We start from the raw sequence: 13,253 nt of genomic DNA, 5'->3' as shown, positions 1-13,253 counted from the left end.
TATTCTTAGGAGAGTGAGGTGCTGAATAGAATGAATAAAATATCATTTAAAATAGGCTTGCTTTTCTTCTTAGCCATTTTTCTACTAGAAACGATTTCGATGTTCTTTTTGCATAATAATATTATTCATTCCCGCGTGCATGAGGAGCTGTCTGCGCTCCAGACCAGGGGAAATAACCATCGGGAAGTATTAGAGGCTTCATTTCATGATGAGACAAATAGACATATTGCTATGATGGAAGCCCAGACAGATACACAGGTAATCCTTACGAAACCAGATGGATCCATTTATATGTCGTCCAATAAAGTGACAGATGAAATGAAGCAAATTCTCCGTAATACACCGAAGAAGATACCACATGAAGGACTGATTTTAGAAGACAATTGGAAAAATGCGACGTATATTGCTTCAATTAGTCCTGTTGTCATTGATCAACAGATTAATGGCTATGTATACATGTTCCAAAATACACAAAAAATTAAAGACTTAATCTCCGGACTTAACCAGCATTTTCTACTTGCCGGACTGCTATCCCTTCTCTTTATGATGATTATCATTGTGTTTTTAACCCGAGTGGTCACACATCCGCTTATTCAAATGAGTGAGGTGACCAAACGAATCAGTAAAGGTGACCTCAGCGTCTCTTTGCCAAAGTTGGGGAAGGACGAAATAGGGGAACTGGGAGAATCCATTAAAGTCTTAGCGAGTGATCTAGAAATTTTAAAGAATGAACGAAATGAATTCCTGGCAAGTATCTCACACGAGCTGCGAACGCCGTTAACTTATATTAAGGGCTATGCAGATATTGCCCGACGTAAGGAAACGAATGAACAGGATCGGAAACACTATTTAGACATCATCCATGAAGAGTCACTGAAGTTATCCAACCTGGTGAAGGAACTATTTAATTTGGCTAAAATGGATGAAAATACGTTCTCTATTGAAAAAGAAGAGGTTCACTTACGTCCTTATTTCCAAGGAATCATTGAAAAAGTTTCTCCAGCACTGAAAGAACATCATATGAACCTTTTTCTTGATTGCCCGGATGATCTGTATTTATCGATTGATCCGATCCGATTTGAACAGGTCATTCTAAATCTGCTGGATAATGCGCGGAAATATTCTGAGCCTCATACCAAAATTAGACTTGGGGCGAAACAGATTAGTGGAAAAATTCATATACGAGTACAAGATGAAGGAAAAGGTATACCTGTAGAGGATTTACCTCGCATCTTTGAACGCTTCTATCGTGTGGATAAATCAAGAACCCGGGCACTTGGCGGCTCGGGGCTTGGACTAGCTATTGTAAAACAATTGATTGAGGCCCATGGTGGAACAGTGGAGGTAACAAGCAGCCCAAATGAAGGTACGACTTTTGACATAATCCTATAATTAAAAACTCCTTATCGCAGTATTCGATAAGGAGTTTTGTTATTTATTCGGTCTTCTTTTTCACTTCGTCTGTTAATTCCTCAATGCTTTTTCTCACATTACCTTTACCTGAGTAATTCTCAATCAACTCTTTTACATCGATGCCGCTTGATGCCTTTAAGGATTCCTGAAGGCTCGCCATTAGATTCGTTGCGTAGCTGGTGATTTTATTGGCACCGCCATTTTCACCTGAGCCACCGCCCGTATCCACGACCGTAATTTTATCGATATTAGATAATGGAGCAGCCACTTGCTTTGCATATTCAGGAAGCATTTTAATAACCATATCCAAGATCGCTGCTTGCCCGAATTGCTCGAACGCTTCGGCGATTTTTACTTTCGCTTCTGCTTCTGCCAAACCTTTTAAGCGGATAATTTCTGCCTCGGTTGAACCCTGGGCCTTTTGTGCTTCCGCTTTCGCCAAACCGTCGAGGCGGATTCGTTCTGCTTCCGCCTTTGCCATTGCTTCGATCCGGTATTTATTTGCTTCTGCTTCCGCCATTTGCTTCGCTTTATCCGCTGCTGCTGATTGCTCAACAGAGTAACGGTCTGCATCGGCCTTTTTCTTCACTTCAGAATCATATTGGCGCTCACGGCGCTGAATTTCTTTTTCTTCTAGTTCGATTTGCTTTTGTCTTTCGATGATCTTGATTTGCATTTCTTGCTCCATTACCTCTTGCTTCGAACGTGCACTTTCAAGATCATACGCTTGGTCGGCACGGGCTTTGGCTATATCTTGCTCACGGCGGAAATCAGCAACTTTCAGCTGATTCGTTTTCTCTGCTTCAGCGATTTCAGTTGCGCGCTCTAGTTCACTGCGTTTTGCTTCCTTAGCGGCTTCCGCTTTTTTAATCCGTGTTTCTTTCTCTGCCTCGGCCGTAGCAATATCGGCATCCCTTTTTACTTGCGCAATACGCGGCTTACCAAGTGAGTCAAGGTAGCCATTTTTATCACGAACATCTTTAATAGTGAACGAGACAATGACTAACCCCATTTTCGCTAGATCCTGTGATGCTACCCTTTGGACCTCCTGCGAAAACTTATCGCGGTTTTTATAAATTTCTTCCACTGTCATAGAGCCAAGAATCGACCGTAAATGACCTTCAAGAACTTCCCTTGCTTCGTTTTCACGATCTTCCTTCGGCTTGCCAAGAAACTGTTCAGCAGCCGTTGCGATTTCACTAATAGAACCGCCAATTTTAATAATTGCGACACCATCAGCCATAACCGGCACACCTTGCTCTGTATAGACCTCTGGAGTGGTTACCTCGAGTTTACTAGAAAGCAAGCTAATCGGCTTTGCTTGTTGGAATACTGGTAAAATAAAGCTACCTCCGCCGCGGATAATCTTGATTTTGTTTCCTGATTCGTCGACATGTACACTCCCGTTACCGAGGAAGCTACCTGTTATGATAAGTGCCTCGTCAGGTCCAGCTGTTCTATACTTTGTGATAAACACGCCAATTAAAGCAATAAGAATAAGTGCGACAATACCGATAATAACCCAGATAATGCTAAATTCCATCTCTTAAAACCCCCTCTAAATAAAACTCTCTAATTCTTGATGAACAGTGACTTCAAGTACCCCATTTTTCACCTGCACGACAAGTACAGTTGTGCCATTCGGGATTTGCTCTCCATCAAAGCTTGATGCCGGTTTGGCAATTCTTCCACTTGTGCTATCAATCATTACTTCCCCAAAGCCATCCACAGGGATAGGTGTGATCACGGTCCCTATTCGTCCCCTTAAATCTGAATCTTTGTAGACCAGAGACTCCTCCGCAGAGGATAAAGGTACGAGTACAAATACATTTAATAAGGTGACGATCATAAAAGCGGCAACTGCAGATATTCCCAAAATCAGTAAATAATGTAGAGATGATAGCTTTTCAAACAAATAACCGCTTGCTGATAAGATCGTGATAAAGGCAAAGATCAAGACAGGATTGAGAAAATGAAGTCCCCCATCGCCTGCTCCGTGGAAATGAAACACATCCGCAAACAAGACATACACAACAGTTAATACACCCGAAATGATTAAGCCATACAAATAAATCGTCTCTAAAGGAATGCTAAAAGGTTCCAAAGGCATCAGTCCCTTCTTATGTAGGTACCATATTTACGTTTGAATGTGGAAAAAGTTTCATTTTTCTTCAAATATTTACCTAATAATTATAAATTCAACATTGAAACTGAGTATCCTACAGTAGGATAAGGAGATATTATGAACAATTTTACTGCCAATTTTGCGATTGGCTCATTTTTGGGAAACATTGGCTTATATTTTGGGTGGATTGGCTCATTTTTGTGGGAGATTGGCTCATTTTCAAAGGGTAATGGCTATTTTTCCAAATACTAGAAATATCAACAACAAAAAAGTGCCATAGCTCCCCGAGCTACAGCACCTTACTGAATCATATTCAAAAACTTCCTGGTTCGTTCTTCTTTTGGCTGGGTGAAGATGACCTCTGGCTTGTCTCTTTCGACCACTACACCTTGGTCCATAAAAATGACCTCATCCGCCGCTTCACGGGCAAAGCGCATTTCGTGGGTGACTACAATCATCGTCATGCCTTCTGCGGCAAGATCCTTCATAACTTTTAAAACTTCACCGACAAGCTCAGGGTCAAGCGCCGATGTCGGTTCATCAAACAGCATCACCTCAGGCTCCATTGCAAGCGCCCTGGCAATCCCAACACGCTGCTGCTGGCCGCCTGAAAGCTGTGCAGGGTAATAGTCCACCTTATCCCCAAGTCCTACCTTCTCTAATAGTGACAGGGCTTTTTTTCGAGCAGCCTCTTTACTTTCACCCTTTACCACCACTGGTCCTTCCATCACGTTCTCAAGGGCCGTTTTATGTGGGAAAAGATTATAATTTTGAAACACCATTCCGGTTAATCGCCGGAACGTAGAAATATTTTTTTTCGCAACTGCTTTTGAAAAATCAAGACTCTGACCTTCGATGGAAATAATACCTTTTGTAGGAGTTTCCAGCACATTCAAGCAGCGAAGCATAGTCGTCTTTCCGGAACCGGACGGCCCGATGACAACCACCACTTTTCCCTTCTCCACCTCAAGGTCAATTCCCTTTAACACTTCTAATTGACCGAACTGTTTATATAGACCATTAATTGAAATCATCGTAAAACTCCCTTTTTTCCGTTAATCCCCATGCTATGCTCCATATCGGTCCAGTCTTCTTTCCATAAAACCTTGAAGGACGGATAGGAAAAAGCAAATGACCCAATAGAGGAGTGCCGCTTCGGAATAGACCAATAAAAATTCATAATTGGTTGAAGCAATCTCCTGAGCCCGGCGAAACATCTCAGTTACAAGCACAAGTGAAGCAAGTGATGTATCTTTTACAAGACTGATAAAGGTATTCGATAAGGGCGGAATGGAAACTTTGGCTGCCTGTGGAAGAATAATTCTTCTTAATGCTTGCGTATAAGACATACCAATGGAATATCCCGCTTCCCACTGTCCTTTCGGAATAGAAAGAATAGCTGCACGGATGATTTCTGATGCATATGCCCCTACACTAAGTGAAAATCCAATGACCGCAGAAATAAAAGGATCAAGGGTAACACCAAGATTAGGAAGCCCGTAAAAAATAATAAATAATTGCACTAACAACGGTGTTCCTCGAATCGCTGAAACATAGACTCTAGCAATAATTTGCAATACCCTTACATGAGAAATCCTAGCTAACGCTGTCAGCACAGCCAAGATTATACCGCAAATAAAGCTAACAATAGTCAACGGTATCGTATTTAAAATAGCTCCCTCCAGCATCGGCTGGAGGGAATTTTTTGCTATCTCAAATAACTTTTGTGCTCTTTCTGGGTCAGTAAAAATACTATTTAAGTACATCTTCACCAAACCATTTCTCTGAGATTTTTTTATACGTACCATCATCGACGATATCTTTTAATGCCTTATTCACTTCATCCACAAGCGAGCCGCTTTTCTTTCTAAACATAAATCCGCTAGTTGAAGCATCATCACTAGTAGCAGCGACCTTAACCGGTGCATCTGGCTTACTCTTTTTAAAGTCTAAGAATGTTAGTTTATCATTGATAGTTACATCGACACGTTTTTGAGCAAGCAGTTCAACCGCTTGTTGGAAGCCTTCTACACCAACGATATTAGCTCCCAGTTTTTTCGCCATATCTGCATAGTTACTTGTCAAGGACTGGGCAGAGTTTAATCCTTTAATGTCTTCAAAGGCTTTTACCTTATCATTGTCCTTGCTTACAATTAATACAGCAGATGACGTAATGTACGGATCAGAGAAATCATACTTTTCCTGACGGTCAGGACGAATTCCTACCTGGTTTGCAATCATATCAAAACGCTTGGCATCCAGTCCGGCGAACATCGCATCCCACTGTGTTTCTTTGAATTCAGCCTTAACACCCAGACGCTTAGCGACTTCTTGTGCAAGCTCCACATCAAATCCAGTTAAGTTTCCACTTGTATCATGAAAGGTAAATGGTGGATATGTACCCTCAGTACCAATAGTAATCGTTCCATCAGCTTTTATTTTTTTCAATAAGTCCCCATCAGCTTTTTCAGCTGTCTTTTTATCTGAATCCTTTTTATCTTTATCAGCATTCTCGTCTTTACCACATGCTGATAGTACAAACATGAAGCTTAATAAAAGTGCAAATAGTACAGTTAACTTTTTCAATTTTAAAACCCCCTAATTCTGATAGTTTTTATAGGATTTAATTATCATATTACATCCATTCCTATCTGTCAAAAGAAATAAATTGTTTGGAATCAAAATTATTTTGCCCCTTTCAATAAAAAAAAACCTATCAGAGAATCCCTGATAGGCTTTTTTATGCGGCCTTTTGTTGGGCCTTATTCGCCCTTTTCTTTTTCAACATTGGTCCGTAGAATAAGATTCCACTTGCTAAAAGAATCATTCCGTAGGTAAAGGTTTTAATATCCGCCGTTCCTGCGATGATGACCCAAACCGAATAAATGGTTGAAAGCAGAGCGATGATTCCATCTGTGATTCTGGATTTATCCCCATTATAGGTATCTCCTGTAACAACTAATTTCAGTTGATAGACAGACGAGATAAAGTATGGAACTAAATACGATAAAGTGGCAATGACAATAACAAAATCAAATGCACCTGAGATTGATTTTGAAATCGTAGAGAAAATGAACAATTGACCTAAACCGTTTGAAACAATCATTGAAAAGACTGGTATGCCTTTTTTATTTTCTTTTAAGAAAGCTGGAAGGAACAATCCCTGTTTTGCTGCTTGATACGGAACCTCTGCACTTAACATTAACCAACCAATCGTTGATCCAAATAAGCTGATTAGTCCCACTGATGCTAACACTTTCCCACCAATTGGTCCTAGTACAGTAGAAATCGCATCAATTAATGGCTTATCCGAGTGAATAAGTGTGTTTTGGTCTAACATCCCCATCACTAATGTACTGATTCCGACGTATATTCCAAGCGCAATAAATAATCCAAGTATTGTCGCACGTTTGACGTCTGTCTGTTTTCTCGCACGTGAGGCAAAAACGACTGCTGATTCCACACCAATAAATGCCCATAAGGTATTAACTGCTGCGTTGTTAATTTGCTTCATCATACTAATCGAGTGACCAGCGTCATCGAGTCTTTCTGCCATGAATGGAAGCATATTACTTTTTTCAAAAGCAAACAAACCAACGATAATAAATAAGATAAATCCAGCAACCTTAGCAGCAGTAGCTAAAAAGTTTAATTTACCAGCACTTTCCATCCCGCGGAGGATAATTGTATGCGTACCCCATAATAGAACGGAACAAACGATAAAGGTTAAACCATTCCCCACCTTAAGTGTAAAGTTACCAATAGTGAACCAGTCAGCCTGGCTTGTTAAAATCGGGAAAAAGGTAGATAAATAACCAGCGAAGGTAGTAATCATGGCTACGTTCCCTGCTAAGTTCCCGATCCAATAACCCCAAGTAGACATAAACCCTGATAAAGTAGATGCATGTGAACCTTGTTTAAACAAGTCTTTTGCATAAATTTGCGGTCCGCCTTGTAATTTAGGTTTTCGTACCGCCAAGTTTCCGAACACGAGCGCAGTCATTAATACACCAAGTCCAGTTACAAGCCAAGCAGCAATAACGCCGGCAGGACTTGCTGATTCTGATAAAGAACGTGGAAGCATAAAAATACCCGAACCAACCATGTTACCAACAACCAGTGCGGTTAGCACCCAAAAACCTAACTTATTTACTTTCCCCATGCTGTGAACACCTCTCCGATGAAATGTATATTTTTATTGTGCAATAATTTTTGAAGTCGACAATTCATTGTATAAATATTAATAATCAACGGTTTCTAATATAGGATGAATCAGAATTTATGTCAACAGAAAATTTTATCTTAGTAAAGTGTTAACATGTTAAAAACACCAAAAAAAATAGTAAGTAATCAAACGTCGTGATCACATTACTACTTGAATTTGCTCTATAGAACAGTTCCCATTATATCTTCAATATGTTGTTAATCAAATATGAGGTTAATGGAAATTAGGATAGTTTTCGCCATTATATCCATCTCCTCATTTTCGGCTCTTCTTCATTCTTTTCTTCCTCTTCAGCGATCTTCCGATTTGAAAAATAAAAACTCTTTAAGATGAAATAGAAACCAAGTGTTTTAAAAATATGGCCCAAAAAATTATCCAGATCAAATACACTTTGATAGATGGTAAAAACTAGCTCTGTTAACAGTAAATAAACAAATGCTAAAGCAAGCGAAAGTGTCGCTTCACTTTTTTCTAGATGATATTGATACAATGTCCTAATTAAAGTGACAAAAAGAATAAAACTAATCCCATATTCAATTCCATTTTTCAAAAGGGTTGTTCCTTTACCTTCTACCATAAGGATAGGCAAGTTTTTTTCATAATAAATAATCAAGAAGCCGATCATTAGTGCAACAATTATTCCAGCTAGTAAAGTTAGCGGGCGGTAATCCCTTGATAATTTTCGCTCAGGAATGAATAGGGTAGCTAAAATGAATAATGACTGAAAAGTTCGTGCACAAACCCAAAACCAGGTGGCTTTCGCGACAGAGCTTTCAGTAAAAAAATAAGGCATCCCTTTAAAGGATAAGGTGTGGAGCAGGTCAAGTGTCCCTACTATTAAGAATGTAAAAGATAAGAGGAGCATCCGACTGGACTGATTCTTCTCAAAGCTTTTCAATCCATACAAAAGTATAGCTGCAGAAGCAGCGATGCTAAAGCTCTCTAAAAGCGTATGAAAGCCAACGTAGTTCGCGGGGTTATAAAAGACAGCAATTTGCGCTTGAAACACATGAATCATCATTAGTAAAACGATGGCCAAAACCGAAAAGATTAGAAATCTCCCTTCCGTTATTTTCACACCAGTTACACCTCCTTTGACATCTTGTTTTACTTTATTATAAAAGCAGTTGACTACAAATGACGGTCATACTTGTAGCTGTTTTATGAATTTTACAAAAAAAAGAGACTGCCGGATATGCAGCCTCTCTTTTGGTTTATTTCCACCAGTCGTCAAACATAGTAGCGGGCATCTGACGCTTGTGCTCCGTCATGAGATATCGTTTCTCCACTTTTTCAGCCACTTCTTTGGAGACAGGTTTTCCTTCTAGATAATCATCCAGTTCATCATATGTTATCCCTAATTCCGTTTCATCTGCCTGACCAGGTTTTTGATCGAGGAGGTCTGCCGTTGGAACTTTTAAATAGAGACGCTCATCTGCACCAAGTTCCTTTAGCAAGGCCTTCCCTTGGCGTTTACTTAATCCAGTCAATGGCAGGATGTCCGCCCCGCCGTCTCCATATTTTGTATAAAAACCAGTCACTGCTTCTGCTGCATGATCGGTCCCAATAACAAGCAGCCCCTCCATACCACCGATTGCATATTGGGCAATCATTCTCATTCTCGCTTTTACATTTCCTTTATGGTAATCACGTAACGGCTCACCATCAATGCTAGCATTATACTCATTTTGAACCTCGTCCACGGCTGTTTTTATATTAAAAACATGCTCACGGTCTGCACGGATAAAGGCTAATGAACGCTGTGCATCCTCCTCATCTTTTTGCAAGCCATATGGAAGACGAACAGCAATAAACAAAGCATCTTTTCCTTCACTTCGCAATTCTTCCACTGCCAACTGTGCCAATCTTCCTGCGAGTGTGGAATCTTGACCACCGCTAATCCCTAGTACATATCCCTTAGCCTTGGTTTGTAGCAGGTAATTTTTCAAAAAGTCGATTCTCTTACGAATCTCCTCTTTTGGTTCAATGTTCGGAGTAACATGTAAATCCTTCATAATTTGTGCCTGTAAATCCATTGATTGTACCTCCTGACCAGATATTGATATATGTAATGTACCACAACTACGTTTCATTCGCTTATTATTTAACTGCTTGTTCTAGGTATGAGGACAATCATCTTTCATTTTTAAAAATAAAATAAAAATAGGACGGTGATGAGCATGTCGTTTTCAATAAATATCGACTATTTCAAAGTAAATTCTATCAATAATAATGCAAATATTAATGTTGGGCCAACAGTTCAAGACAGTAATACGGCAAATAGTAAACAAGTTGGCTGTACGATTAACTTTGGTGACCACTGCACGATTATATCCAAACATGTATTTCAAAGTGTAAGCAAGGATTTTGAAGTAAACAAATAATTCCACATTGAAGGGCATAAGGTTTATAATCTATTACTATCGTGGCCATACTAACAAAAAATATGCCCATGGCCATCTACTAAGTATGTTGTAGGGGTGCAAAAGAAGTGTGGAGTGATAATAATGGAAGCAAAGACTTGTAATGAATCTAGAGTAGTAAGAACGAGTAGAATTTTCCCTAATGATGTCAACAACCATAATACGTTATTTGGCGGTAAGTTAATCAGTGATATTGATATGATTGCTTCGATTTCAGCGGTTAGACATTCCCGGGCTGAATGCGTAACGGCGTCGATTGATTCGGTTGATTTCCTCAGTCCAATTACGCCGAAGGATTCCGTTTGCATTGAAACGTTTGTTTCCTATACAGGAACCTCGTCAATGGAAATTTTCGTCAAAGTTATCGCCGAAAATCTGATGTCAGGTGATAGAAAAATTGCAGCCACCGCCTTTTTAACGTTTGTTGCGTTAGATGACAATGGTAAGCCAACTAAGGTCCCTTCTATTATTCCTGAGACAGAGGAAGAGAAGAAGCTATTTGAAACGGGGAAAGATCGGGCGGAAAAGCGGAAAGAACATCGAAAGAGCAGTAAGGAACTGGCCGGGGTTTTTACAACCAAGAAGCCTTGGGAATAAAAAAGTTCGCGAAATTTTCGCGAACCTTTTTTATTAGGAACCCTACTCCGGATTTAATTCACTCTTGCTCTTCCAGGTCATGACTCCATCTTCCTCATCAATCTCGATTGTTACATCCACGACGCCTTTTTCAGCCATGATTTTTTCTTCTAAACGGTCCTTAATATCATCGGCAGCTGCCACCGTTAATTTCGGGTCCACTTCAATTTCCAATTCAACGTGAAGGTCTTCTCCCTCTTTGATGACCGTAATCCCTTGAATATCCTTTACATCAGGGTCAGCCATAACAAGTGCTCCTATTTTATTCTCCATCTCTTCATCTGCTTGTCCTATGACACCTGCAGCATTATCTAAAAACACCTTACCCACCACGAAAAACATCATCGCCCCGATGATCATAGAAGCGATTCCCTCTAGTTGGTGCAAATCGGTGTAATGAGAAATTACAACCGCAATTATCGCTAACAAACCGCCCAACGTTGCAACCAAATCCTCCATGAATACAAGCTTTGTGGCAGGCTTCGCTCTACTCAAATTAGCAAAGCTTTTACCAAACACACTTAGACCGCTTGCTTCCACCTCAATATCATGCAATATTTCCTTCATCGCCTTAAACAGGACAAACGTTTCCAAAAGCGTTGCAACTGCAAGCACGATAATATTAATGGCGAAACCACCAGACTCGGTTGGATGTACCACATGGTGATAGCCTTCTTTTATTGTTTCAAAGGCCATGATTCCAACGATTAGGACAGCCCCTAAAAGGACAAGATTGACTAAACGGCCAAATCCATTTGGATATTTTTCTGTCGGTGCCTTTTTACTTAAAGCGGAGCCGATAAAAACAAAGAACTGATTGGCAGCATCCCCTAAACTGTGCATCGTTTCAGCAAACATCGCGACATTGCCAGTATACATAAAGGCTACACCTTTAATAATTGAAATGACCGAATTAATAATAGCTGCGAGCATGGCTGACTTATTTCCACGCTTTAATAATTGAAATATTTCTCCCATCGTATCCTCTTTTCTTTTACTAAAGTATGTACACTTACTATTTTCAAAAATAACATATTTCATGATAAATAACTTGTTGGACCTTTCAAGAAAAGTAAATTTATTAAAATTGATGTTATTATGGAGAAAAATGACAAGAAGTTGAGGTCGCTAGATGAAATTAGATGAAATCATGCATAAGCTCGAGGAACTGGGGTCCGAACAAACTAAGAAAACATTTATGAATCATGGTGCTAAGGGAGCATTCTTCGGTGTGAAAGTCGGAGATTTAAAAAAGCTTGTAAAATACGTGAAAAAGGATCAGGAATTAGCGTTGGCACTTTACAACACAGGTAATCATGACGCTATGTATTTAGCAGGACTTTCTGTAAATCCAAAGCTCATGGAAAAAGAAACGCTTCAGGAGTGGGTGAAGAATGCCAACTGGTATATGCTCGCGGAATATACGGTGGCGAGCGTGGCGGCAGAAAGTAATTACGCCATGGAACTGGCAAAGGAATGGATGAAATCAGAAGTAGAGATGACTGCCGTTGCCGGGTGGAGTACATATTCTAATTATTTATCGATTACACCTGATGAAAAGCTGGACCTGGAGGAAATACGCACGCTCTTGAAACAGGTTGAAACTTCGATCCATTTAGAAAAAAATCGGGTCCGCTATGTGATGAATAATTTTGTTATATGTGTTGGAGCTTATGTTGTTGAGCTTTACGAAGAAGCGATCCGGGTTGCCGGAGTTATTGGTAAAGTGCATGTCGATGTTGGAAACACTGCCTGTAAGGTACCGCTTGCTACCGATTATATTAAAAAGATTGAGCAGCGTGGTAAAATTGGGGTCAAGAGGAAGACTTGTATCTGTTAAGTGGGATGGGAATTTAAAAAAACAAGTAAAAGTCGATGTTGACACGTTTTACTTTTACTTTTCCTTGGTTAAGCCTGTAAAAGTCGATGTAGACTCGTTCTACTTTTACTTTTCCTTGGATTAAGCCTGTAAAAGTCGATGTAGACTCGCTCTACTTTTACTTTTCCTTCAAAAAAACGAGCAAAAGTCGATCTAGACTCGCTCTACTTTTACTTTCCCTTGAAAAAAGCGATCTAAAATAGATCTAGACACTTTTCCCCCGGAAAAACAAACCAATAAACCAAATTAAAAAGGGTCGCGTATCTTCAAGATTCTACGCGACCCACAATGATTATAAGTTCCTTAACACCAAATACAAACGCTCGTTACGAGCACTTTGCTCCTCACCAGACGCTAAATCATACTTTTTCAGCAAATGGAACACTTCATTTAAAAGCTCCTGCGTATGCTCACCTGCAAAGAAGGAATCAAATAATTGCTTCATGTCCTCCGGTAAAAATTCAGCCTGAGACTCGTACTTACTTTTCACATCTTCTTTTGTATGGTTCAACTTACACTCGCCCATCTTAACTCCTCCTCACCTGCATCATA

14 protein-coding genes are annotated in these 13,253 nt (G+C 39.9%); 4 read left to right on the top strand and 10 right to left on the bottom strand.

Features of this window, described 5'->3' with window-relative positions; translation table 11 throughout:
* Positions 1-30: 30 nt before the first annotated feature.
* Positions 31-1,392: a sensor histidine kinase gene (locus tag RCG25_RS05055; RefSeq protein ID WP_308082595.1), complete on the top strand. Its 1,362-nt coding sequence runs from the start codon at positions 31-33 to the stop codon at positions 1,390-1,392.
* Positions 1,393-1,435: 43 nt separating this feature from the next.
* On the opposite strand, the gene RCG25_RS05050 is transcribed toward RCG25_RS05055, so the two are convergent.
* The 8 genes from RCG25_RS05050 to nadE form a co-directional block, all read right to left on the bottom strand.
* The gene (locus RCG25_RS05050; protein WP_308082594.1) at positions 1,436-2,956 is read right to left on the bottom strand and encodes a flotillin lipid rafts scaffold protein FloT; all 1,521 of its coding nucleotides are present in this window, start codon (positions 2,954-2,956) and stop codon (positions 1,436-1,438) included.
* 15 nt (positions 2,957-2,971) lie between these two features.
* Positions 2,972-3,523, bottom strand: coding sequence for an NfeD family protein (locus tag RCG25_RS05045; protein ID WP_308082593.1), 552 nt, complete (start codon positions 3,521-3,523; stop codon positions 2,972-2,974).
* A 314-nt stretch (positions 3,524-3,837) separates the two neighbouring features.
* Entirely contained in the window at positions 3,838-4,572 is a 735-nt protein-coding gene (locus tag RCG25_RS05040) for an amino acid ABC transporter ATP-binding protein (protein WP_308082592.1), read from the bottom strand.
* A 33-nt stretch (positions 4,573-4,605) separates the two neighbouring features.
* Positions 4,606-5,304 (bottom strand): amino acid ABC transporter permease, encoded by a 699-nt coding sequence (locus RCG25_RS05035; protein WP_308084099.1) that lies wholly within the window; start codon positions 5,302-5,304, stop codon positions 4,606-4,608.
* Entirely contained in the window at positions 5,291-6,124 is an 834-nt protein-coding gene (locus tag RCG25_RS05030; protein WP_308082591.1) for an amino acid ABC transporter substrate-binding protein, read from the bottom strand. The genes RCG25_RS05035 and RCG25_RS05030 overlap by 14 nt, the downstream gene beginning before the upstream one ends.
* 154 nt (positions 6,125-6,278) lie before the next feature.
* Entirely contained in the window at positions 6,279-7,700 is a 1,422-nt protein-coding gene (locus tag RCG25_RS05025) for an amino acid permease (RefSeq protein ID WP_308082590.1), read from the bottom strand.
* 304 nt (positions 7,701-8,004) lie between these two features.
* Entirely contained in the window at positions 8,005-8,841 is an 837-nt protein-coding gene (locus tag RCG25_RS05020) for a membrane-associated sensor domain-containing protein (protein WP_308082589.1), read from the bottom strand.
* A gap of 136 nt (positions 8,842-8,977) precedes the next feature.
* On the bottom strand, positions 8,978-9,799 hold the full coding sequence (gene nadE, locus RCG25_RS05015; protein WP_308082588.1) for an NAD(+) synthase: 822 nt from the start codon (positions 9,797-9,799) through the stop codon (positions 8,978-8,980).
* Positions 9,800-9,943: 144 nt separating this feature from the next.
* Here nadE and RCG25_RS05010 point away from each other — a divergent pair, with 144 nt between their 5' ends.
* Both RCG25_RS05010 and RCG25_RS05005 read left to right on the top strand, forming a co-directional pair.
* Complete coding sequence (locus RCG25_RS05010; protein ID WP_308082587.1) at positions 9,944-10,147, top strand: spore germination protein; 204 nt, start codon at positions 9,944-9,946, stop codon at positions 10,145-10,147.
* Between the two features lie 123 nt (positions 10,148-10,270).
* A complete protein-coding gene (locus tag RCG25_RS05005; protein ID WP_308082586.1) occupies positions 10,271-10,783 on the top strand; it encodes an acyl-CoA thioesterase in 513 nt (170 codons plus the stop codon).
* 42 nt (positions 10,784-10,825) lie between these two features.
* Here RCG25_RS05005 and RCG25_RS05000 read toward each other — a convergent pair whose 3' ends face one another.
* On the bottom strand, positions 10,826-11,800 hold the full coding sequence (locus RCG25_RS05000) for a cation diffusion facilitator family transporter (RefSeq protein WP_308082585.1): 975 nt from the start codon (positions 11,798-11,800) through the stop codon (positions 10,826-10,828).
* A 154-nt stretch (positions 11,801-11,954) separates the two neighbouring features.
* On the opposite strand from RCG25_RS05000, the gene RCG25_RS04995 reads away from it, so the two are divergent.
* The gene (locus RCG25_RS04995) at positions 11,955-12,662 is read left to right on the top strand and encodes a DNA alkylation repair protein (RefSeq protein ID WP_308082584.1); all 708 of its coding nucleotides are present in this window, start codon (positions 11,955-11,957) and stop codon (positions 12,660-12,662) included.
* Between the two features lie 331 nt (positions 12,663-12,993).
* On the opposite strand, the gene RCG25_RS04990 is transcribed toward RCG25_RS04995, so the two are convergent.
* Positions 12,994-13,227: a hypothetical protein gene (locus tag RCG25_RS04990; RefSeq protein ID WP_308082583.1), complete on the bottom strand. Its 234-nt coding sequence runs from the start codon at positions 13,225-13,227 to the stop codon at positions 12,994-12,996.
* Between the last annotated feature and the right edge of the window lie 26 nt (positions 13,228-13,253).

This window comes from Neobacillus sp. PS2-9 (assembly GCF_030915525.1).
In the GTDB taxonomy this organism is placed as follows: Bacteria; Bacillota; Bacilli; order Bacillales; family Cytobacillaceae; genus Neobacillus.
Note: the sequence above shows the minus strand (reverse complement) of the source record. Positions and strands in the feature narration are given on the sequence as shown.